Annotated in this window: 18 protein-coding genes; 12 read left to right on the forward strand and 6 right to left on the reverse strand. The window is 72.2% G+C overall.

All coding sequences use genetic code 11. From position 1 onward, the window contains the following. Positions 1-447 precede the first annotated feature (447 nt). The 5 genes from ACQP2P_RS24240 to ACQP2P_RS24260 all read left to right on the forward strand — a co-directional run bounded on the left by ACQP2P_RS24240 (position 448) and on the right by ACQP2P_RS24260 (position 6,811). A complete protein-coding gene (locus ACQP2P_RS24240; protein WP_433604288.1) occupies positions 448-912 on the forward strand; it encodes a MarR family winged helix-turn-helix transcriptional regulator in 465 nt (154 codons plus the stop codon). Positions 913-1,283: 371 nt separating this feature from the next. Beyond that, the gene (locus ACQP2P_RS24245; protein ID WP_433604290.1) at positions 1,284-2,876 is read left to right on the forward strand and encodes an MFS transporter; all 1,593 of its coding nucleotides are present in this window, start codon (positions 1,284-1,286) and stop codon (positions 2,874-2,876) included. 542 nt (positions 2,877-3,418) lie between these two features. Next, the gene (locus ACQP2P_RS24250; protein WP_433604292.1) at positions 3,419-5,377 is read left to right on the forward strand and encodes a hypothetical protein; all 1,959 of its coding nucleotides are present in this window, start codon (positions 3,419-3,421) and stop codon (positions 5,375-5,377) included. A 275-nt stretch (positions 5,378-5,652) separates the two neighbouring features. Continuing rightward, a complete protein-coding gene (locus tag ACQP2P_RS24255) occupies positions 5,653-5,973 on the forward strand; it encodes a DMT family transporter (RefSeq protein WP_433604294.1) in 321 nt (106 codons plus the stop codon). A gap of 244 nt (positions 5,974-6,217) precedes the next feature. Beyond that, entirely contained in the window at positions 6,218-6,811 is a 594-nt protein-coding gene (locus ACQP2P_RS24260) for a TetR/AcrR family transcriptional regulator (RefSeq protein ID WP_433604296.1), read from the forward strand. A gap of 45 nt (positions 6,812-6,856) precedes the next feature. On the opposite strand, the gene ACQP2P_RS24265 is transcribed toward ACQP2P_RS24260, so the two are convergent. The 4 genes from ACQP2P_RS24265 to ACQP2P_RS24280 form a co-directional block, all read right to left on the reverse strand. Further along, positions 6,857-7,021 carry a hypothetical protein gene (locus ACQP2P_RS24265; RefSeq protein WP_433604298.1) on the reverse strand — a complete coding sequence of 55 codons (165 nt, stop codon included), beginning with the start codon at positions 7,019-7,021 and terminating at the stop codon, positions 6,857-6,859. A 122-nt stretch (positions 7,022-7,143) separates the two neighbouring features. Continuing rightward, complete coding sequence (locus ACQP2P_RS24270) at positions 7,144-9,195, reverse strand: 3-hydroxyacyl-CoA dehydrogenase NAD-binding domain-containing protein (RefSeq protein WP_433619239.1); 2,052 nt, start codon at positions 9,193-9,195, stop codon at positions 7,144-7,146. A gap of 65 nt (positions 9,196-9,260) precedes the next feature. Next, positions 9,261-10,472, reverse strand: coding sequence for an acetyl-CoA C-acetyltransferase (locus ACQP2P_RS24275; RefSeq protein WP_433604300.1), 1,212 nt, complete (start codon positions 10,470-10,472; stop codon positions 9,261-9,263). 602 nt (positions 10,473-11,074) lie between these two features. Next, complete coding sequence (locus tag ACQP2P_RS24280) at positions 11,075-11,878, reverse strand: class I SAM-dependent methyltransferase (protein WP_433604303.1); 804 nt, start codon at positions 11,876-11,878, stop codon at positions 11,075-11,077. Between the two features lie 120 nt (positions 11,879-11,998). Here ACQP2P_RS24280 and ACQP2P_RS24285 point away from each other — a divergent pair, with 120 nt between their 5' ends. Next, the gene (locus tag ACQP2P_RS24285; protein WP_433604305.1) at positions 11,999-12,664 is read left to right on the forward strand and encodes a winged helix-turn-helix transcriptional regulator; all 666 of its coding nucleotides are present in this window, start codon (positions 11,999-12,001) and stop codon (positions 12,662-12,664) included. 10 nt (positions 12,665-12,674) lie between these two features. Here the strand turns inward: ACQP2P_RS24285 and ACQP2P_RS24290 are convergent, their stop codons facing one another. Next, entirely contained in the window at positions 12,675-13,793 is a 1,119-nt protein-coding gene (locus ACQP2P_RS24290; RefSeq protein WP_433604307.1) for an acyltransferase family protein, read from the reverse strand. Between the two features lie 78 nt (positions 13,794-13,871). On the opposite strand from ACQP2P_RS24290, the gene ACQP2P_RS24295 reads away from it, so the two are divergent. The 5 genes from ACQP2P_RS24295 (at position 13,872) to ACQP2P_RS24315 (ending at position 20,022) form a co-directional block, all read left to right on the forward strand. Continuing rightward, positions 13,872-14,717 (forward strand): SDR family oxidoreductase, encoded by an 846-nt coding sequence (locus ACQP2P_RS24295; protein WP_433604309.1) that lies wholly within the window; start codon positions 13,872-13,874, stop codon positions 14,715-14,717. Positions 14,718-14,741: 24 nt separating this feature from the next. Continuing rightward, entirely contained in the window at positions 14,742-16,391 is a 1,650-nt protein-coding gene (locus ACQP2P_RS24300) for a cation:proton antiporter (protein ID WP_433604311.1), read from the forward strand. Positions 16,392-16,787: 396 nt separating this feature from the next. Next, positions 16,788-16,976, forward strand: a complete 189-nt coding sequence (locus tag ACQP2P_RS24305) for a hypothetical protein (RefSeq protein ID WP_433604313.1) — start codon at positions 16,788-16,790, stop codon at positions 16,974-16,976. A gap of 20 nt (positions 16,977-16,996) precedes the next feature. Next, positions 16,997-18,223, forward strand: coding sequence for a CaiB/BaiF CoA transferase family protein (locus ACQP2P_RS24310; RefSeq protein WP_433604315.1), 1,227 nt, complete (start codon positions 16,997-16,999; stop codon positions 18,221-18,223). After that, entirely contained in the window at positions 18,220-20,022 is a 1,803-nt protein-coding gene (locus ACQP2P_RS24315; RefSeq protein ID WP_433604317.1) for a hypothetical protein, read from the forward strand. The genes ACQP2P_RS24310 and ACQP2P_RS24315 overlap by 4 nt, the downstream gene beginning before the upstream one ends. 385 nt (positions 20,023-20,407) lie before the next feature. On the opposite strand, the gene ACQP2P_RS24320 is transcribed toward ACQP2P_RS24315, so the two are convergent. Next, positions 20,408-20,845 (reverse strand): endonuclease domain-containing protein, encoded by a 438-nt coding sequence (locus ACQP2P_RS24320; RefSeq protein ID WP_433604319.1) that lies wholly within the window; start codon positions 20,843-20,845, stop codon positions 20,408-20,410. A gap of 765 nt (positions 20,846-21,610) precedes the next feature. Between ACQP2P_RS24320 and ACQP2P_RS24325 the strand changes: the two genes are divergently transcribed. After that, positions 21,611-22,825 carry a hypothetical protein gene (locus tag ACQP2P_RS24325; RefSeq protein ID WP_433604321.1) on the forward strand — a complete coding sequence of 405 codons (1,215 nt, stop codon included), beginning with the start codon at positions 21,611-21,613 and terminating at the stop codon, positions 22,823-22,825. Positions 22,826-22,867: the final 42 nt, after the last annotated feature.

The following is a 22,867-nucleotide window of genomic DNA, read 5'->3' on the forward strand; positions in this document are numbered from 1 at the left end:
CGCCCTGGTGGCGTCTTTTTTCTTGCCCGAACGCTCTACTTTAGCGTCCCGGCGGCCCCCCGTGCGAACCGTCGGGCCCGCCCCGCCCAAGGTAGCGCTCGCCGGCGGTCACGCCAGGTCCGGCGGCGCTGCGCACGGCGGTCGCGAGCAGCAGGACCGCGCCCGCGCCCTGGCCTCCGGCGGCGGGCCCGCGGTGATCGGGTGCGTGACCGGATACTCACCGTCACCGAGTGGCGCCATGCCGTCGTCGATGCGGCGCTTCGGATGCGGCTCGGACCGCTCGGACCGCTCGCGCCGCGTGGATCGGGCATCCGTCGAACGGCAGCGTCCGCGCTCTCGATCCCGAGCCGGTACCCGACAGTGAGCATCCCCGCACCCTCTGACGTGGGCGCTGGCCGGGGCATCGACCGGAACAGGTACCGTCACCCGGGTATCTATGCTGGTGGCATGGCCGCCACGCTCACGCCCGACCTGTCGTTCCTGCTGGATCACACCAGTCACGTGCTGCGCACCCGGATGACGGCGGCACTCGCGGAGATCGGCCTGACGCCGCGGATGCACTGCGTGCTCACGCATGCACTGGGTGAGGAGCGCACCCAGATCCAGCTGGCCGAGATCGGCGGGATGGACAAGACGACCATGGTGGTGACCGTCGACGCGCTCGAGAAGGCCGGGTACGCCCAGCGCCGGCCCTCGAGCACCGACCGGCGCGCCCGGATCATCGCGGTCACGCCGGAGGGTGCGGAGATGGCGGCCCGCAGCCAGCAGATCGCGGACTCGGTGCACGCCGCGGTGCTGGACGCGCTGCCGGAGGACGAGCGGGCGGTGCTGGTGCGGGCACTGACCCGGTTGACGCAGGGTCACCTGGCGACGCCGGTCGAGGCGCAGGGCGTACGCCGCGCTCGTCAGTGACATGCTGCTCACGGGCCGCGACGGCCGTTGCGGTCACAGGGGGATCTCGAGCGCCGTGAAGACGGTTGCCGAACTCGCTCGGGGCGCGTGGAGCTTGACGCCGCTTGTCGCCGGGCTTCGCCGCCGGTGGGCTGGTGGCCTTGGAGGACCTCGGTGCCGGCATGGCGGTGGCCGCTGCCAGGTCGCGCTCGCCCCGCCGGCCGGGCACCCCGGCGCGACGCGGCGCAGTGTCGTCGTCGATCGCGGCCGCGTCTCTCACTTTCCTTGCCGGTCAGGCCCGCCGGCCGAAGTGTGATCCATCGCGGCGTCACCCTCAGGATTCGTCCACTCGAAGATAGTTCTGTTGCAGACGATCTGCTACGGTCGGGCTTATGAGACAGAATCGATGGCTCGCGCTCGCCGTGCTCGCGACCGGCATGCTCATGGTCATCCTCGACGGGAGCATCGTCACGGTCGCGATGCCCGTCATGCAGCGCGACCTCGGCCTGACGCCCGAGGGCCTGACGTGGGTGATCAACGCGTACCTGATCGCGTTCGGCAGTCTGCTGCTGCTCGCCGGCCGGCTCGGTGACCTGCTCGGACGCAAGCGGGTCCTGCTCGCCGGAACCGTCGTCTTCGTCGCCGCCTCCGTGCTCGCCGGCCTGGCCACCGGCCCCGAGATGCTGATCGCGGCCCGATTCCTGCAGGGCGTCGGCAGCGCGATGGCCAGCGCCGTCAGCCTCGGCATCCTCGTGACCCTGTTCCCCGGGCAGCGCGAACGGGCGCGCGCGATCGGCGTGTTCTCGTTCACCGGCGCGGCCGGAGCGTCCCTGGGGCAGGTCCTCGGCGGCGTGCTCACCGACGCCCTGAGCTGGCACTGGATCTTCCTCATCAACGTGCCGATCGGCGTGGCGACGCTCGCGCTCGCCGTGCCGTACCTGCCGGACGACCGCGGCCTCGGCCTGCGCGCCGGAGCGGATGTGCTCGGTGCACTCCTGGTGACGGCGGGCCTGATGACCGGCATCTACGCCGTGGTACAGACCAGCGGTAACCGTCCGCTCACCGCCGGCGCCGCCGCCGTCCTGCTGGCCGCGTTCGTGCTGCGCCAGGCCCGGGCGCGAACGCCGCTGATGCCGCTGCGCGTGCTGCGCTCACGCCAGGTCGCCGGCGCGAACGCGCTGCAGATCCTGATGATCGGCGCGATGTTCTCGTTCCAGATCCTGATCGCCCTGTACATGCAGCGGGTGCTGCACTACTCGGCGCTGCAGACGGGCCTGGCGATGCTGCCGGCCGCGCTCGCCATCGCCACCGTGTCACTGGGCGTGTCGGCGCGTCTCATCCACCGTTACGGCGAGCGCACGATCCTCATCGCCGGCCTGGTCCTGCTCACCGCGGCGCTCGGGTGGCTGACGAGACTGCCGGTCGAGGCCCGGTACGCGACGGATCTCCTGCCCGTCATGCTGCTCATCGCGGGCGGGGGCCTGGTGCTGCCGGCCATCACGGGGCTGGGCATGTCGGGCGCGCGCCCGGACGACGCGGGCCTGGCATCGGGGCTGTTCAACACGACCCAGCAGCTGGGCATGGCGATCGGGGTGGCCGGACTGTCCACTGTGGCCGCGTCACGCACCGACGCCCACCTGCGCGAGGGCGGCACGGAGCCGGTCGCGCTCACTGACGGTTACCGGCTTGCCTTCACCATTGGCGCGATCCTGCTGGCGGCGTCGATCGCGGGTGCGGCGCTCCTGCTGCGTTCGACTCCCCCGGCGGCGCCATCGCGTCTATCGACCGGCGCGGCGGCGTCGTCGTCGGAGCCGCCGTCTGCCACGGCCGAATCTTCGGAGCGACCGACTGAGACGGCGTTGTCGTCGGAGCCGTTGCCTGGCACGGCCGCATCTTCGGGGCGACCGACTGGGACGGCGGTGTCGTCGAAGCTACCGACCGACGCGGCGGCCACCTCAGCCGCGTCCGCTCCGGCTGCGATCTGACCCACTTCGGCCGCTGCTTGCCATGCCGGCGGAGCGAGCCAAGTTGGCGGAGTGAGCGAAATCGGCCCACCGCGGCCGGGCCGTTCACCCACCGCCTGCCCAGCTCGCCCACCTTGGCTGGCGCAGCTCGCCCACCGCGGCCGGCCCAGCTCGCCCACCGCCTCACCCCCGGCTCGCCCACCGCGGCCAATCTTTGCCGTTCCGCGCTCTGCGTCGGCCGTCAAGGCCGAGGTCGAGGAGTGGGCGAGGCCCAGCTCGCTCACCGCCTCACCCGGCTCGCCCACCGCGGCCGGCCCGGTTCACCCGCCGCGGCCGCCTCGACGGCCTTGCATCGAGCACCGGTAGTCGGAGCGTCGCGCTCCGCTGATGGCGTCTCGTTGCGTGGCGCATGGACGGGGACGTCAACGGCGGGCGATGCCACGACTACGGTGAATGCCTCGGGCTCGGACTGCAACGTCCGGGTGTCGCGACTCGTCTCTCTCAGGACTGACGTCGGCCGGTCCGTCGCCGGGGAGTGGCGGACCGGGTGGGCATGATCGGATTTGGGGCGGGCTGTGGCCGGTTTCTCAGGCGTGTCTGCGACACTGTCGCGCATGCTGCAGCGGGTCGGGGGCGCTATCGGGGCGTCCGTGTTGTTGGTGGTCGCGCCGGCGGTGGTGGCGCTCGGGAGTCCGGCGGCGGCGTTCGGATCGCCGGTCCTGCAGAAGGCGCCCAGCCCCGGGCCGAGCGCGTCGGGCTCCGCGAACCGGAACCTCGGCCCGTCCATTCCGGGTAGCTATGTGTGCACGATGAGCGACCCGCAGCTGACCGAGATTTCGGGGATCGTGGCGACCGCGGACGGTTACGCGGTCATCAACGACAGCAACGTGGAGCGGTCGCGGGAGAAGATCTTCTTCCTGAACGAGCAATGTGCGGTGACGCGCAGTGTGGGGTACCCCAGCAGCGCCTTCGACCCGGAGGACCTCGCGGTCGCGAAGGACGGGACGCTGTGGGTCGCGGACATCGGCGACAACACCACGCTGACGGGCGGCTCCGGGAACCGGCGCTCGTCGATCGCGCTGTGGAGCCTCGCACCGGGGCAGAACACGCCGGTCATTCACCGCCTGGCGTACCCCGACGGGAAGGCCCGCGACGCGGAGGCGCTGATCATCGACGGTGAGGGCCGCCCGGTGATCATCACGAAGGACCCGGTCGGCGAGGTGTACACGCTCACGCAGCCGCTGCCGGCCAACAACGCCAATCCGGCGCCGCTGACGCGGGCCGGCTCGTTCCGGCCGCAGGCGACGGGGACGACGAACCCGTACGGCATCCTGGGCACCTCGGTCGTGACCGGTGCGGCACTGAGCCCGGACGGCAAGCGTGCGGTGGTGCGCACGATGGCCGACGCGTACGAGTTCGACGTCACGGACGGTAACGTGGTCGATGCGATCACGGGCGGGTCGGCGCCGCGGATCACGCCACTGCCGAGCGAGCCGCAGGGTGAAGGCATCACCTACACGCGTGACGGCACCGAGTTCGTGACCACGTCGGATCAGCCGAAGGCGAGCTCGATACTGCGGTACACACCGTATGCCCCGGCGCCTGCACCGTCTGCGGCACCGACCGTGCAGGCGCAGGCACCCAAGCCCGTGGATCGGTCGTTTCTGCAGAGCCTGACGCTGCAGGACATCACCCGGATCGTGATCGGCATCGGGATGCTGGGTGTGCTGATGATCGCCGTCGGGGTGTTCGCGGTGATCCGTTCGCGGCGGCGACGACGTGCGCTGCTGGTGAGCGGCGGTGTCGTTGGTGCCGAAGGCGCGGTGGCCACGGTCGACACCGAGAGCCCGGCCAACCCTGCGGTGGCGACCGGCTCCACGGTGTCGGCCGGCACCGAGGCCGGGTCCATGTCAGCGAGTGGTGGAGTCGTGTCAGCCAGTGGTGGGGCCGCGCAACCGGAAGCAGCGCCGCCGGCCGGCTCGCAGACCCCGACTACCTCGGCGGTCTCGGCCACTCAGGCCGGCTCGCCGACCGAGACCGCGCCGAACGCCGACGCGGCCGCCGGGGCGGGTGCGGCCGCCCGGCCGCACCCGGACACTTCGGCGGCCTCAGCCACCAGGACCGGGCCGCTGACCACGGCGGCGGCTCCGGCGGGCACAGGGGCGGCGGACGTCTCGGCCACCGCAACGACCTCCGCGGCCGAGGCCGGGGCGGTGACCGGCGGTAGCGTACCGAAGGGCGACGAGTCCACGTCCGCCGATGCGACGTCACCGGGCGTTCCGGCCGATGGCCAGGCATCGGGCAGCACTGGAGCCAGTGGCTCGAAGCCGGGGTCGCCGGAGGCGAAGCAGCCGGATGCAGGTCAGCCTGCGTCGATCCCGACCGCGCCCCCTACGACGGCGCCGGCTCCTGCACAATCCAGAGGGTCGGGCTCCTCGGGCCGGACGACCAAGGCGGCGAAAGCGGCAAAGTCGTCGAGGCGCTCGCAAGCGGGTGACTCGAGCGGCTCCGGGCCGGCCTGACGAGCAAGCAGTTCTACGCTCAGTAACTGGGATCGAATTACCGGCATTGCGATTACCGGTAATGCGGTTATTCGGTAATCGCCACCTCCCGCCCGCGAGTGCCGCGGCGGACCGGCGAGTGCCGCAGCGGACCGGCGAGTGCCGCGGCGGACCGGAGCGGATGCGGTCGCCGCAAACGCCCACCCGCGCGGCCGGCGTCGCGACTCGCGAGCCTCGCAGGGGCCTCCCGCAAACTAGTACGATCGTACAAGTCCACGTGATCTGGGGAGGTTTCCGTGGCGTACGTGATGCTGGGCCTGGCCATCGCCGTCGAGGTCGCCGGGACCAGCTTGCTCAAGACCACCGAGGGGTTCACGAAGCTGTGGCCGACGCTGGGCGTGCTCGTCGCCTACACGCTGGCATTCCTGTTCATGGCCCAGTCGGTGAAGGTGGTGCCGGTCGGGGTGGCGTACGCGATGTGGTCCGGGCTCGGGACGGCGGCCATCGTGGCGATCGGGGCGATGTTCCTCGGGGAGCCGCTCAGCCTGCTGAAGGTGCTCGGCGTCGGGCTGGTGATCGCGGGCGTTGTGGTGCTGAACCTCGGCGGGGCGCACTGACCGCGCCGAGCCTCGTGGTCAAATCGAGCCGGTACAGGACCCCGGGTGGCCCGGCTGATCCCGCGCACACGAGCGGTGGTGCCCCGGACCCGGGCCGGCTCGCTCGACCGATTCGATCCAACCACTGCGGAGAATGCGGCCGGCGTCCGGTCGGAGCCGCGGCGGGCACGGCACGGTGGTAGGGGATCGGAGCCGCGGCGTGTACGGCACGGTGGTAACACCCGAAGGCGACGAGGGAGCGGACGTGGTGAACGCGCGGCGGGACCCCGAGGGGCGGAAGCGAGCGCTCGCCGCGGCCGTCGTCGAAGTGGTGGCCGAGGTCGGGGTCGGCAAGACCACGCATCGGATGGTGGCGAGCCGCGCCGGGGTGCCGCTGGGGGCCACGACGTACTACTTCCCCACCCTCCCGGACCTGATCGCGGCCGGGCTCACGCTGGTCAGCGACTCGGTTGCCGCAGATCTCGCGGACTGGCGGGCGGCCATCGAGCGGGAGCCGGACGATCCGGCGGGGGCGCTGAGCCGGCTGGTCGCCGCGTACGTGGCGGATCAGCCGAAGGCGCTGCTCGAGTACGAGCTGTATCTCGCGGCGGCCCGCGTGCCGGCGTTGCGGCCATTGGCGCGGGCGTGGCTCGACGGGGTGCACGCGATGCTGGCGCCGCGGACCGGGGATACCGCCGCGCGGGCGATCAGCGCGCTGGTCGACGGGGCGATGCTGCAGGCCGTGGTCACCGGCGAGGCGATCGAGCCCGAGGGCCTGGCGGCGGCGATCCGCGACCTGATCCGCTCAGCTCCGGAGGTATCCGGCCGGGGCGACCCGGAACGCGACGGCATCCGCTGAGCTCGGAAGGCGTCCGACAGCGGCGGCCCGGGACGCGGCGACCGATCAGGCACCCGGCGACGGTCGCGCCGAAGGACCGCCCACGGCCGCGCTCCAGAGGCTCTCCTCGAACAGCAGACCGTCGACCCAGGCGCTGTCCCGGGGTCGCTCGAGCAGCCGGGCGAGCAGCGCCGCGGGAATCTCCTTGTACTCCTCGTACATTCCCGTCACGCCACGATACGGGCGGGTGCGTCATGCCCGGAATCCCCGCGGGGGCGGCGGCGCGTGCACCGTCGTCCAAAGCCGGCCGGTGGGTCCGGGGCGTCGAAGTGTGGACGCCCCGGACCCGTCGGTCACACGAAGGTCGAGCCGTCCGCGGCCTTGGCCCGCAGCAGCGGCGGCGGGGTGAAGCGCTCGCCGTACCGCTCGGCCAGCTCTTCCGCGCGGGCGATGAAGCCGGGCAGGCCGCCGTCGTACTGGTTGATGTACTGCAGCACCCCGCCCGTCCACGCCGGGAAGCCGATGCCGAGGATGGAGCCCACGTTGGCGTCGGCCACCGAGGTCAGCACGCCCTCGTCCAGGCATTTGACGGTCTCGAGAGCCTCGGCGAACAGCATCCGCTCCTGCATGTCGGCGAAGGGCACGGCCGCGGAGCCGGCCGAGAAGTGCTCCCGCAGGCCGGGCCACAGACCGGTTCGCTTACCGTCCGTGTACTCGTAGAAGCCCGCCCCGCCCGAGCGGCCCGGCCGGCCGAACTCGTCCACCATCCGGCCGATGAGCTCGTCGGCGGGGCTCGGCGTCCAGGTGCCGCCGGCGGCTCTGGTCGCGGCGGCGGTCGCGTTGCGGATCTTCTGTGGCAGGGTGAGGGTGAGCTCGTCCATCAGCTGCAGTACCGGTGCCGGATATCCGGCCTGCAGACTGGCCTGTTCGATCGAGGGGGCCGGCACGCCCTCGGCGAGCATGCGCAGGCCCTCCATCGTGAACGTGCCGATGACCCGGCTGGTGAAGAAGCCGCGGCTGTCGTTGACCACGATGGGCGTCTTCTTCAGGAGCCGTACGACTGCCAGGGCCTTGTCCAGAGCCGCGTCGGACGTTTCGGCGCCGCGGATGACCTCGACGAGCGGCATCTTGTCGACCGGCGAGAAGAAGTGCAGGCCGATGAAGTCGGCGCGGCGGCGGACACCCTCGGCGAGCAGGGAGATCGGCAGCGTCGAGGTGTTGGAACACAGCAGCGCGTCGGGCGCGACGACGTCCTCGATCTCGGCGAACACCTTGTGCTTGAGGCCCGGGTCCTCGAACACGGCCTCGATGACCAGGTCGGCGCCGGCGAGGTCGGCGACGTCCGCGGTCGGGGTGATCCGGTCCAGGAGCGCCTGGTCGTGGCGGCGGCTCTCGGCGTACGACTTGCCCTTCTGCGCGGCCTCCAGCGTGACGTCCTTGAGCACCACGTCGAGGCCCGACTTCGCGCACACGTAGGCGATCGCGGCGCCCATCATGCCGGCCCCGAGCACGGCGACCTTGCGGAACGTGATGTTCCCGGCACCGCGCGAGTTCGCGGCCTGCAGGTCGAAGAAGAGCGCCTTGATCATGTTCTTCGCGATCTGGCCGGTGGCGAGTTCGACGAAGTACCGGCCTTCGATGACGAACGCGGTGTCGAGGTCGACCTGGGTGCCCTCGACGGCGGCGCAGAGGATGCTGCGCGGGGCCGGATACGGAGCGCCCTTGAGTTCTTTACGGAGCGTGGCGGGGAAGGCCGGAAGGTTCGCGGCGAACTTGGGGTTACTGGGTGTACCGCCTGGAATCTTGTATCCGGGGACGTCCCACGGCTGCGCGGCGTGCGGGTTCTCGGCGATCCACGCCCGGGCCCGGTCGACGAGGGCGTCGGCCGGCACCACCTCGTGCACGAGCCCGACCTCGAGCGCCTTGGCCGGACGGTGCCGCTGTCCCTTCAGCAGTACCTGCATGAGCGCCTCGGTCACGCCGAGCATCCGCACCGTGCGGACCACGCCGCCGGCGCCGGGCAGCAGGCCGAGCGTCACCTCCGGGAACCCGATCTCGACCCGGGGATCGTCGGCGACGATGCGGTGGTGGCAGGCGAGGGCCAGCTCCAGGCCGCCGCCGAGCGCGGAGCCGTTGATCGCCGCGACGACCGGCCGGCCGAGCGTCTCGAGCCGGCGCAGCAGCTGCTTGAGGTGCGTGGTCGACGCCATGATCTCGGCCGCCTGGTCGGGGCCGAGGCTGCCGAGCAGATCGAGGTCGCCGCCCGCGAACCAGGTCTTCTTCGCCGAGGTCAGGATGACGCCGGTGATGTCGGCCTGCTCGGCGTACAGCCGGTCGACCACGGCGGTGAACGCCTCGGTGAACGCGGCGTTCATGGTGTTGGCGGATCGGGCCGGGTCGTCCATGGTGAGCAGGACGACGCCGTCCTCGCCGCGCTCGTAACGGATGATCTCCACGTCGCTCCCCCGGTTCACAGTCGCTCGACGATCGTCGCGATGCCCATGCCGCCACCGACACACATCGTGGCCAGTCCGTAACGCTCACCGCGGCGCTCGAGCTCGTCGACGAGCGTGCCGAGCAGCATGCCGCCCGTCGCACCGAGTGGGTGACCCATCGCGATCGCGCCGCCGTTGACGTTGACCTGGTCCAGCGCGAAGCCCATGTCCTTGGCGAAGTGCAGCACGACGGCGGCGAACGCCTCGTTCATCTCGACCAGGGCGATGTCGTCGACGGTCAGCCCGGCCTTGGCGAGGGCCTTGCGGCTGGCCGGGGCGGGGCCGGTGAGCATGATGAGCGGGTCGGCGCCGCTGACCGCCGCCGAGACGATCCGCGCCCGCGGGGTGAGGCCGTACTCACGGCCGGCGGCCTCGCTGCCGACCAGCACCAATGACGCTCCGTCCACGATCCCGGACGAGTTGCCGGCGGTGTGCACGTGGTCGATGCGCTCGACCCAGTGGTACTTCTGCAGCGCCACGGCGTCGAACCCGCCCAGCTCACCGATGTTGGCGAACGACGCGGGCAGCGCGCCGAGCCCGTCCATCGACGACTCGCGGATGTGCTCGTCGCGGTCGAGCACGACGAGTCCGTTGCGGTCACGCACCGGCACCACGGAGCGGGTGAAGTAGCCGCCCGCCCACGCCTTCGCAGCGCGAGTCTGCGACTCCAGAGCGTAGGCATCGACGTCTTCGCGGGTGTAGCCGTCCATGGTCGCGATGAGGTCGGCGCCGATGCCCTGCGGCACGAAACCGGTGGTCAGGTTGGTCTCCGGGTCCATCGCCCACGCGCCGCCGTCGGAGCCCATCGCTACGCGGGACATGGACTCGACGCCGCCGGCGAGGACGACGTCCTCCCAGCCCGCGCGCACCTTCTGGGCCGCGATGTTCACCGCCTCGAGCCCCGAGGCGCAGAACCGGTTGAGCTGGACGCCGGCCGCGGTCTCCCCGAGCCCGGCGGCGATCGCGGCGATGCGGGCGATGTCGGATCCCTGGTCGCCGACGGGCGAGACGACGCCCAGCACGACGTCGTCGATCCGCTCGGGATCGAGCCCGGGATTGCGCCGGCGCAGCTCGTCGATCAACCCGACGACCAGCGAGATGGGTTTGACGCCATGCAGCGAGCCGTTCTTCTTCCCCCGGCCACGAGGCGTGCGGATGGCATCGAAAACGAAAGCCTCAGTGCTCACCTACCGAAGAGTAACTAACGGTGCCCGCCAGGCACCAGGGCATCCCGGCACGGGCACCATCAACCATCCGCGACTTGATCGTCACCCCCGTACGTGGGGGATGGCCGTGCTCAACCCGTCGACGTTCACCGGGATCGGCGCGGGGCAGTTTCGTGTGAGCCGCAGCCCGGCTGCGGCGTGGACGTGCCGCAGCACATGTGCGGCGAGTAACCGCCCCGTCGCCCAAGCCCGTGCAACGCGTTCTCCGTCAACGTGGCGGAGGGCGAACCGGCGGGGCGAGCCGGGAGGGGCGAGCCGACCGGGCGAACCGACCGGGCGAGCCGACGGCGTCATCACCGCCTACGGCCGAGGCCGGTCAGCCGAGTCGGCTCGACCGCAGGCGGCGACCGGACACGGCCCGCCGCTTTTCCCGAAGCGTGGTTGCCCTTGCCCTTGACGTCGGGCACGCGGTGGTATCTGCCCTTGCCAACGCGGACCTGGCTGGGCGGTCCCCTCTGGCCGAAGGCCCTCGGGACCGCCCATTTGTCTGGCGGGAGCGACGGTCGGCAACCGACGCGGACCCGAGCCATCTGCTTGATGCCTTGCCGAGCGACGCGGCCGCGTCACACTCGGCAGGCCGTGAGCAGCAGGTACTCCCACTCCATCGACCCGTCGGGCGCCCGGAACCGGGCCGCGAGCTCGTCCAGCGCCGCGTCGATCTCGGCGGTGCGCGCCGGGTCCTCGGCGTGGAGCCGGTAGACGGCGAGCGTCGGGCCGTAGTTGCGCTTGAAGTACTCGCGGAATCCGTCCGGCTCCGCGAAGCGCTCGACGCGCACCGTGCGTGTCTGCGCCCGCACGGATTCGACTCGATCGCCGAGCAGCGCCCGGACATGGGCCTCATCACCCCACAGTGGCGCCGGCTGCGCGCCGGGTGGCGGCGGGGCCGCGAACGGCTTCATCGCCCCGAACAGCTGCCCGACGAACCCGGCCGGCGTCCAGCTGATCAGCCCGATCGTCCCGCCTGGCCGGCAGACCCGGACGAGTTCGTCGGCGGCCGCCTGGTGGAACGGCGCGAACATGACCCCGACGCAGGAGATCACGTGGTCGTACTCGGCGTCACCGAACGGCAACGCCTCGGCGTCGGCCTCGGTCCAGGTCAGCTTGGCGCCCTGCTCGCCGGCGAGCCGCTGCCCGATCTCGAGCAGCCGTGGCGTGAGGTCGCTGGCGGTGACCTCGGCGCCGGTGAGGGCGGCGGGGATGGCGGCGTTGCCGGTGCCGGCGGCGACGTCGAGCACTCGCTGCCCCGGCCCGATGCCGCAGGCCTCGACGAGGATCGGCCCGAGGCTCGCGATGATGTCGGCGGCCACGGCCGCGTAGTCGCCGGAGGCCCAGATCGCACGGTGCTTGTCCTTCAGTGGCGTGGTCATGAGCGCACGCTAGGTCGACGCCGAGTGGGCGAACTAGTACTAGATCTGTATCACCACCCGCTGCGACACCTTCGAGACAAAACCCTGACGGCCGGCGACCGCGGCCCTACGCTGCGGGTCATGGGTGCGGGCTACTACCAGTTCTGCCCGGTGGCGAAGGCGATGGAGCTGCTCGACGAGCGCTGGACGATGCTGGTGCTGCGCGAGCTGATGGCGGGCAGTGACCGCTTCAACGACCTGCGTCGCGGCCTGCCGCGGATGTCCCCGGCGCTGCTGTCGAAGCGGCTGCACACGCTGACCGTGGCGGGGCTGATCCGCAATGTCGACGGCCGGTACGTGCTGACGGCCGCCGGCCTCGAGCTGGCCCCGATCGTGCAGGCGATCGCGGTGTGGGGCGTGCGCTGGGTCGGCGAGCTCGGCGACGCGGACCTGGACCCGAAGCTGCTGCTGTGGGACATGCACCGGCAGGTCGACCACGACGCTGTTCCGGACGGCCGGTCGGTGGTGCGCTTCGAGTTCACGGACGTGCCGGGCGCGATGCGGTCCTGGTGGATGGTGATCGCCGCCCGAGAGGCCGACGTGTGCGACGCCGATCCCGGTTACGAGGTCTCGGTGACGGTGCACGGCTCGCTTCGCCGCCTGACCGAGGTCTGGCGCGGCGACGTGTCCTGGCAGCACGCCCAGCGCGACGGCGGCCTGCGTGTCCTCGGGCCGGAGCACCTGCGCCGCGCGCTGCCGGCCTGGTTCGCCCTGCATGCCTGGACGGGCACGGTCCGCGCCCGCTGAACCCGGGTCGTCACCGGCTCGGCGCCGGTGCCGTGGGTTGTGATGGTGTCACCGTCGGTGCCGGGGGCTGCTGCTCGTACCGGTGGAACAGGGCTCGGCAGGCCAGCAGGACGAGCGCGAACACCGGCAGCCACACCACGCGGTCGGCCAGCCACGACGGCCCCGTCGGCGCGGTGTGCAGCCCGGCGAGCGGTCCGGGCACGAGCAGCGACACGGCCAGCAGCGACGTCTGGTGCCACAGGAAGAGTGTCATCGCGGAGCGGTTCACCGCGGTCACGGCCCGCCACGGCCGCTCGCGCAGCATGACCCGGCGCAGCATCGGCATCACCAGGAGCGCCAGGCCGCACTGGGCGATACCGAACGTGACGGCCGCGAGCGTGGGCGGGTTCAGGTTGGAGATCCCCTGCCCCGGTACGCCGACCATCGACACGGGGTAGCCGAACCAGCGCACCAGCACGACCGTCGCCGCGAGGCCGCCGGCCATCATCGCCCACGCGCTCGAGCGGGACCGGAACGCGCCGCGGGACCAGGCCGCGCCGAGGCAGAACGGCACCAGCCACCCGGCCGCGAGGTTGATCCAGCCGGTCCAGGCCGGCGCGGCGAGCCCGAACCGCCCGAGGTCGACGAGGACCACCACGGCGAGCGGCCACGCCGGGTGGAGCCGCCCGACGATCGGCTTGGCCATGGTGAGCGCGGCGAACACGAGCAGGAACCACAGCGGCGACGCGACCAGCTTGAGCACCGTGTGTGAGCGCAGCGCGGCGGCGAGCCCGTCCGGCTCGACGTACCCCCACAGTGTCGCCGCGATCACGATGACGCTCCAGACGGCGATGAGCACGAGGACGGGCCGGAACAGCCGCCGCAGGCGCGCGGACAGCCACGCCCGGTGCCCGGGGTGCGCACCGCCGGCGCGCCGGGTGGCGACGAGCCCGCCGACGAAGAAGAACAGCGCCAGGGTCTGGAACAGCCACGACGCCGGGGCGAGGGCCGGGACGGCGCGCAGGGGGCTGGCGACCCGGACCGTGCCGTCGTCGACGACGAGGGCGGTGACCAGCCAGTGGCCGAGCACCACGCCGAGGATGGCGACGGCGCGCAGAGCGTCGACGGCGCGGTCACGTGCGGTTGTCATGGCGGGACGGTAGGAGCGCGACACGTCCGGTCACGTCACGCCACGGAGCGATTCACGTGTACCTCTGCGGTACTACTGATGCCCATGGCGCGAATCCTGATCACCGGAGCGACGGGCTCCCTGGGGCAACGGGTGGCGGCGCTCGCCGTCGCCGCGGGTCACACCGTGCTCGGCACCCATGTGCGGCCCTGGATCGACGCGGTGCGCGGCGGCGCCGACCCCGCGATCAGCCCGATCCGGCTCGACATCCGCGACCGGGACGCGGTCCGTGACGTCGTCGACGCCGTCGAGCCGGACCTGGTGGTCCACACGGCGGCCGGGCGCGACCGCAACGACTGGGTGACGAACGCCGACGGTGCCGCGAACGTGGCCCTGGCCTGCGGCGACCGGGTCCGGCTGGTGCACGTGTCCAGCGACGCGATCTTTTCGGGCCGCGCCGGGCGTGAGTACACGGAGGCGGACCGGCCGGACCCGATCTACCCGTACGGCGCGGCGAAGGCGGCGGCCGAGACGGCGGTGCGGGCCATCGCGCCCGGGGCCGCGGTCGTGCGCACGTCGCTGATCGTCGGCTACGGCAACGGCGGCCACGAGCAGCTCACGTACGACCTGATCGCGGGCCGGGTCGACGGCGCGCTGTTCACCGACGAGATCCGCAAGCCGGTGCACGTCGACGATCTCGCCGACGCGCTGCTGGAGATCGGCGCCGGCGACTTCCACGGGATCATCCACGTCGCCGGGGCCGATGCGGTCAGCCGGTACGACCTGGGCGTCCTCGTCGCCGAACGCGACGGGCTCGGCGTGGACACACTGCGTGGCGCGAGCAGCTCGGGACGCCCCGGTGACATCCGGCTCGACACCGGCCTGGCGGTGAAGCTCCTGCACACCCGGTTACGTGGCGCACACGAGTTCATGCGCACCGGCTGACCTACCCCATTAGGGTGATTCCTCGTGAACGGTGTCCAGTTGCTGCTCATCATCCTCGGCGGCATCGCGGTATCCGCGTTCGCGCACCGCAGGGGGGTGCAGCCGGGGCTGGTCGTGGTCATGCTGGCCGCGGCGGCGTCGTTCCTGCCCGGGGTACCGCGGCTGGAACTGGACAGCGAGCTCATCCTCGCAGTGGTCGTGCCGCCGCTGCTGTACTCCGCGACCCGCAACGCGTCGTTCTCCGGGTTCACGCAGAACCTGCGGCCGATCCTGACGTTGGGCGTGACGCTGGTGGTGCTGACGGCGGGGGTCGTCGGGCTGGTCGGGAACTGGTTGATGCCGGTGCTCGGGCTGCCGGCGGCGTTCCTGCTCGGGGCGGTGCTCGCCCCGCCGGACACGATCACGACCGTCTCGCACGGTGACGAGCTGGGCCTGCCGCGGCGGGTGTCGGCGATCCTCACCGGCGAGTCACTGGTCAACGACGCTACGGCGTTGACGCTGTTCGGGCTGGCGGCGGCCGCGGCCGGGGCCGAGGAGACGCTGTTCGACAACGCGTTCGGGCTGTTCGCGTACACGGCGGTGACCGGCCTGATCATCGGCGCGGTGTTCGCGGCGATCGCCCTGTGGCTGCGGCCGCGGCTGCACCACACGGTGCTGGAGACGTCGCTGGCGCTGCTGCTGCCGTTCGCCGCGTTCCTGACCGCGGAGCAGATCCACGCCTCGGGCATCCTCGCCGTCGTGTGCTGCGCGTTCCTGTTCAGCGCGAACACGACCCTGGACCCGCAGCACCAGTACCCCGGCGCGCATCGCACCCGCCTGCAGGAGGACGCGGTCTGGCCGGTGCTGGACTTCCTGCTCGAGACCTTCGTGTTCGCCTACATCGGCCTGCAGCTGCGGTTCGTCATCTCCGATCTCGCGCACGCCTCGGCGAAGCCGGGCCTGACGATCACCCTGGTAGCCAGCGCGGTACTCCTGGTGACGGTCATCGCGTTCCGGCTCGCCGCGGTGTGGGTGATGTTCCGGTGGTGGGACCTGCGCCACCGTGCGTTCGTGCGCCGGATGGAGACCGATGCCCGGTTCCGCGAGAAGGTCACGCGGCGTGTGCAGGCCCGGATGCAGGGTCGTCGCCGGCGGCAGCAGTCGTCGGGCGAGTGGCAGGGCCCGCTCGGCGCGCCGACGCCCCGCGAGTCGTGGATCGTCGGCTGGACGGGCATGCGAGGCATTCTGACCCTCGCGGCGGCCGCGGCGGTCCCGCCGATGCTGCACAACGGCGAGGAGTTCCCGGGCCGCGACGCGATCCAGGCGATCGCCCTGTTCGTCACGCTCGGCACGCTGCTCATCCAGGGCACCACGATCCGGGCCCTGGTCCGCCGCCTGAAGATCGACACACACGGTGAGCGCGACCGTGCGAAGGCGTTGCTGGAGCGGGGTGAGGCGCTCATCTGGACGGCGGTCACGCCGGGTAAGGCGCCGAGCACGGAGGACTTCGACGCGCAGCGGACCGTGGTGGTGAACGCCGTGACGCGCGGGGAGCTCGACGACGACACCGCGAGGGCGCTGGTCCACGACATCGACCTGCATCAGGCCGCCGAGACGCATCTGGCGCGGCGGGAGGGCGAGCACGCTCCGGGTCCCGCCGGATCCGCGCGGGCTGCGGGCCTCCGTCGGCCTTGATCGCGGCGCCGAAGCCGCACACGAGGGCGGTCCAGGGAACGAGCACGACCCGCCGGCCCGGTTCGGCGGCGGCGGTCCAGGCCTCGGTCACGTCGGCGAGCGCGACGGTGACCGGGTTCATCGCGAACGTGCCGGCGGCGAGCGCCGGCAGTTCGGCGGCGACGATGTTCCGCGTGGACACCGACCCCTGTCCCCTGTCCCCTGTCCATGATCGCGACGTTGGCCGCGCGGAGCAGGTAGGACGGCAGGGGTGATGACGGGCCCGGCGACGGAGCCGATCTGCACCCAGTCGAGCGCTGTGGCCCGATCGTCACGATCGGTGAGCAGTGCCGGCTGTGCCGGGCCGAGAAGCGCGGGCTGGTCCGGCGCGCACCCTCGCCGTACGACGGCCGGGCCGTGCTCGCCTCCCTCACCGACGAGGGCTGCCGCATCGGCGCCGAGGGCGAGGCGGAGGTCGGCGGTCAGGTCCTCGCGCTGACCGGGCATCTGACCCCGGCCGCATGCGCCGGGCGAGCACCCGCCATCCGCGGGACGGGTCCGATGCGGGGCTACGACGCACCCGTGCCGTTCGCACGCGCCGAGTGATCGACCGGTACCTTCCTCGCATGAGCGAAGGACCGCTGCGCGGTGTGCGCGTCGTGGAACTGGCTGGAATCGGCCCTGGCCCGTTCGCCGCGATGCTGCTGGCCGACCTCGGCGCCGACGTGGTGCGCGTCGACCGTCCCGGCCCCGCCTCGCCGATCGCCCCGCCGCCCGCCGGCGACCTCACCAACCGTGGGAAACGGTCGGTAGCCGCGGACCTGAAGACACCCGAGGGCGTCGAGCTCGTCCTGTCTCTCACTGAGCGTGCCCACGTGCTCATCGAGGGCTTCCGGCCCGGGGTTGCCGAGCGGCTCGGGGTCGGCCCCGACCAGGTGCTCGCCCGCAGGCCTTCGCTCGTGTACGGCCGGATGACCGGCTGGGGCCAGGAGGGACCGCTCGCCTCGTCGGCCGGGCACGACATCACGTACCTGGCACGGTCCGGCGCCCTGCACGCCATCGGCCGCGCCGGCGGCCCGCCGCAGGTGCCCGTGAACCTGCTCGGCGACTACGGCGGCGGCGCCCTGTACCTCGTCGTCGGCATTCTCGCCGGCCTGCGCTCGGCCGAGGCGACGGGCCGTGGCCAGGTCGTCGACGCGGCGATCGTCGACGGCGCCGCCCACCTGAGCCTGATCCTGCACAGTCTGTTGTCGGCCGGTCTGTGGAGCGACCACCGCGGCGTGAACCTGCTCGACACCGGCGCTCCGTTCTACGACGTGTACAGGACCGCTGACGATCGGTATGTCGCCGTGGGCGCCCTGGAGCCCCAGTTCTTCGCCGACCTCGTCGCCCGCCTGAACCTGACGGACGCCCCGGACCAGTTCGACGTGGCGCGCTGGCCGGAGCTGCGGACCCGCCTGACGAACGCGTTCGCCGAGAAGACCCGTGACGAGTGGGCGGCGGTCTTCGACGGCACCGACGCCTGCGTGGCGCCGGTCCTGTCACTGACCGAGGCCCCGCAGGACTCGCACCTGGCCGCCCGCGGCACGTTCGTCACGGCGGACGGCGTCACCCAGCCGGCCGCGGCCCCGCGCTTCATTCCCTGGCCGGCCTCGCCCGCGACCATCACGCCACCGCCGGCGACCGCTGCCAGGCGACCGTCGCCGACAGCTGCCATGCCACCGCCGGCGACGGCTGACGCGTCACCGCAGGCGACCACGGCGCCCCGGTCGGCGACCACCGCGCTACCGTCCGCTCCTCCGCTGCCCGGCCAGCACACCGCCGAGGTGCTCGCCGACTGGGGCGTCGCGTGACGCTGCGCCGCTGGTGGCCCGTGATCCTGGTCGTTCCCGCGTTCGTACTGTTCCTGGCGTACCTGCGGATGTCACGCGCCGTCACCGTCAACAGCGACGGCGCGAGCAACGCCCTCCAGGCCTGGGATCTGTTCCACGGCAACCTGCTGCTGCGCGGCTGGACCCTGTCCGATGTGTCGTTCTATCCCACGGAGCTCATCCAGTACGGCCTGATCCAGCTCGTCACCGGCGTGACCACGGACCAGATCCACATCGCCGCCGCCCTGTCCTGGACCCTGGTCGTCTGCTTCGCCGCCTGGCTCGCACACTCCGGAGTCGCCGCCAAGCCCAACGCATTCATTTCCGCGGCGCTCCGATCCGCACCATCACGCTCACGCTCGGCAACCCCCACCGCACCGGGCACCGCCCATCCCGATGAGCCGGCCACGTCGTCCACGGCCCACGACTCCCCCGGCCCGGCAACCACGTCGCCCACCGCCACCGCGTCGTCATCGGACCCATCCGGCCGCGCCACCGCGGACGGGGATCCCGTGCCGCCGCTCGCCCGGCTCAAAGGCGCACTGGTCGGCGGTGGCTGGCTGGCCGTCGCGATCGCCGTCGCGATCGTGGTGCTGCCCGCCCCCGGCTACAGCTACCAGACCTTGCTCTCGTCGCCGAACCACACCGGCTCCGCCGTCCCGCTCCTCATCGCCTGGCTCCTGATCGACCGGGCCCGTGACCGTCCGTGGCTGCCGTTCGCCGTCGCGATCGTCCTCGCCTGGGGCGCGATGGGTGACCCCCTCATCACGTTCGTCGGCGCGGCCCCGCTGATCGTCGTCTGCGCCTACCGTGCCCTGCTCGCCCGCTCGGCCCGCGGGCCCGACGCCCGGCTGGCCGCGGCCGGCATCGCGTCGATCATCCTGTCCCACGGCGTCCTGTGGCTGATCGAGCAGCTCGGCGGCTTCCGCGCCCCGAAACCGCCGATCGAGTTCTCGCCGTTGGAGGCATGGCCGGACCGTGCCCACACCGTCACCCGGATGATCGGCATCCTGTTCGGCACCGTCCGCCCCGGCATCCAGTCGCCCTGGGTCGAGACGACGCTGCAGGTGGTACGGCTCCCGGGCCTGCTCCTCGCGATCGTCGCCGTGCTGGTCACCGCGGCCGCGGCGCTGCGCGGCACCGCCGACCGCGTCGACGCGATCCTCGCCGCCGCCATCGTCTGCGATGTCGCTGCCGAGATCGTGTCGACGCTGCCGAGCGACCTGATGGCGACCCGCGAGGTCGTACCGGTCCTGCCGATGGCTGCGGTGCTCGCCGCGCGCGTGACGACCCGCTGGCTGCGCACCCCGTCTCCGGCGCCGCTGCGCGCCCGGCTCCGCGTCGCGGCCCAGTCACTGTCCGCCGCGGTCCTGGCGGTGCTGCTCGCCGGGCTCGCCGGTTACGTTCCGCCGCGCGCGGCGCCGGTCGAGGGCCAGGAGGCGGCGGACTGGCTGCGGAGCCGCGGCCTGCGCTACGGCCTCGGTTCCTACTGGGTGTCGAACAACATCACCGTCGGTACCGGCCGCCAGGTGACGGTGGTGCCGACGCTGAGCGGTGACGGTGAGCTGCTCGGCATGTGCTGGCAGACGCATACGGACATGTTCGACCCGGCCAGACACGATGCCCGGTTCGTGCTGCTGGAGAAGCAGCGCCCGTTCTACGGCACGCCCGATGACGTCGTGACCCAGTACGGGCCGCCGGTTGAGCGCAAGGACTTCGACCTGTACGTGATTTTCGTGTACGACAAGAACCTGCTCGAGGACTTCACGCCCACCTGCTGACGCGCAGCGGCGGTCGACGGTGCGGCGCCGAGGTCCCACAGCCCTCGACGGTGCGCAGCGCGTTCGTGGCGACCGTGGTCCCCATCGGCGCCGAGCGCCGTCACCAGGCTCGACAGCACCGTCGGTGCGGGGCTTGCCGGCCATCTTCGCCTTCGGCGGCACTCTGCGCGCGCAGACGTCCTGGCCAGCCGTCCGACGCATACCGGGCGTCCATGCGTGCCGCGTGTTCGGGACGTGCGGGCGCGTCCACGCGGGCCGGGCGCGTCCACGCGGGCCGCGCGTTCGGGATGTGCCGGGTGCGTCCACGCGGGCCGGGCGTCGACCTGCTGCACCTCCGACCGGAACGCCGGACGTTGCCGGTGACCCTGGAGGCGTGGAAGGCCCCTTACGACCGGTTGCCCTGCAGGTAGGCCGTTGCGCGGTCGACGAGGGCAGGGTTCTGTTCGATCGCGTTGACGAGGAGATTGCAGCGCTGGCAGAGCAGTCCTCGCACGATGCCGGTCCGGTGATCCCGGTCGACTGTCAGGCGCCGCGGCCGGCCCTTGTACGTCGCGACCTCGACGGTCTCGCAGAGCGCGCACAGACCGTCCTGTTCCGCGAGTTTGGCGGCGTAGTCCTCGGGCCGGATGCCGTGTTCGGCGCGCAGGACCTGGCGGTGGGCTTCGGCGCCGCCGGTCTCCGCGTATCTGCGGCGTCGTGCGCTCAGGGTGCAGGTCCGGCAGTCGGGCCGGTAGCCGCCGGCGCGGACCGTTGACGGGTTCTTGTAGAACTCGGTCACGGGTTTGGTCTCGCCGCAGGTTCGGCACTCTTTCGTCACGGTCACCCGCCAGAAGGTCGATTGGACCGGACCATATTCGTACGCGGGCCCGGCGGCCGCACGCCGTCACTTCGTCCGCGTGTGCGCGGGACGGCATCGGCATCGGGCTGCCGGTCGCTCGGCTACCAGTACGGTGCGGCGGTCCGCAGATTCCGCGGCCGTCCCTGCGGCCCTGCGCGGACATCCCGTACAGGCCGACGCCCCGGGCGCGGGCGCGGTCGCGTTGGTGCCGTGCCGGGGAGCCGGACTGCTCGCGGGTTTGCTCGGCGTTGATCCCAAGCCATTCAGACCGGTGCCGGACCGGGCCTCGGCTCATCGACGTGCCGAGGCGTTCGCGGATCGCGATTCGACGCCGCAGATCGTCGCCGGGCGACGGGGTCTGTCGTTGCCCGTACACCAGACTGGCAATCTCACGTCGCACATAACCGTCATTATGGTGTATGCCCCGCCGAGGGCTCCTAGGCCTTCTTCGGGCCGCTGTCCTGGGATTATTGAATTACCGGTAATAGCAATTCGGTAATTCGGCGCGCCTGGCTGAGCTGCGGCGAAACTGTCGCCTACGCTGTGCCGGTGACTGAGTCTCGGATCGATGTGCGCGTCGACGCCAATGGTGACGCCGGCCGTGAGTGGGTTGTCGAGGATCACGGCGGCGACGATCGGCCGTGTGCGTACTGCGGGCGGCCGGTCCCCCAGCGTTCCGCGGCCGGGCGGCCGTTCCGGTACTGCCGGGACAACGACGGCGAATGTCAGCGCAACGCACGCAATGCGCGGATGCGGCAACGGACGTCGCCGGGGCTGACGGGGCAGGTCGCCCGGGCGTTCGAGATCGCGGAGCGGCTCGATCAGGCGCTCAGCGACCTCGTCGAGGCGCTGCATGCGGAGGTGTCGACGTCCGGGATCGAGCGGCAGGTCGCCGAGGCTCGCGCGGAGGCGGCGGCCGGCCTGGTCGCGGCGCACGCCGAGCGCGACGACGCCCGGGAGGAGACCCGGCGGGCGCGGGCGGCCCTGCAGGAGGCGCGGCATGAGGCGGCGCGGTACCGGGCCGAGGCCGATGAGGCGCATGAGCTCGCGATGGCCAAGCACGGCGAGCTGCTCGAGGCCCAGGCGCAGCGGCAGGCCGCGGAGGACGAGACCGAGTTCGCGCGCGGTGAGGGGATGGCGCGCGTCGCGGAGGTACAACAGCGGCTTGACGCCTCGGAAGCTCGGGCCCGGCGGGTCGCCGAGGAGGCCGAGGAGCACGGACGCCGGGTCTCGGCGGCGGCGGACGCGAAGGTCGCCGCGGCGCAGGAGGAGGCGGCGCGGCAGGTCGCCGAGGTTCGCGCGGCCGCGGAGGCCCGGGCGGCGGAGCTGAAGGCGGCGGCCGAGCAGGCGATGGCGGAGGCGCACGCGGCCGCGGAGGCCACCGTGGCCGAGGCACGGGCGGTGATGGAGCGGACCGTCGCCGACGTGCGGGCCGCCGCCGAGCGTTCGATCGCCGAGGCGCGTGCGGATGGTGATCGGAGGGTCACGGAGGCGCAGGAGTCGGCGGAGGAGCTGGTCGCGGCGGCGCGGGAGGCGGCGGAGCGGTCGATCGCGCAGTACCGGGAGGTGGCCGACACGCTCGGCGCGGAGCGGGATGCGGCGCGCCGGGAGGCGGCGACGGAAGCAGCCCTGCGGGCGGAGGCCTACCGGGAGCGTGACGCGGCCCGTGACCTGGCCGGCAACGCGTTGCGCGAGCGTGATGTGGCGCACACGGCCGTGGAGCGTGCGTTGCGTGAGGGTGCGGACACGGAGGGGCGTCTGCAGCGGCGCCTGGATGCGGAGGGCGCCCGGGCGGCCGGGGCGGAGGCGGCATTGATCTCCGCACGTGAGGAACTGGTCCGCCTGCGGGCGGAGGCGGACCGGGCGCACGCCTGGGCGGATAACCTGCGTGACCAGGTGACACAGCTCACGGCGGCGCTCACCCGGCTGACGGTGTCGGGGGGTACGCCGCCGGTCGGCGGGTGAGAAGCGTCAACCACGCGGGTGACCTGCCGAAACTACAAACGG

It is taken from the genome of Dactylosporangium sp. CA-139114 (genome assembly GCF_050955725.1).
In the GTDB taxonomy this organism is placed as follows: Bacteria; Actinomycetota; Actinomycetes; order Mycobacteriales; family Micromonosporaceae; genus Dactylosporangium.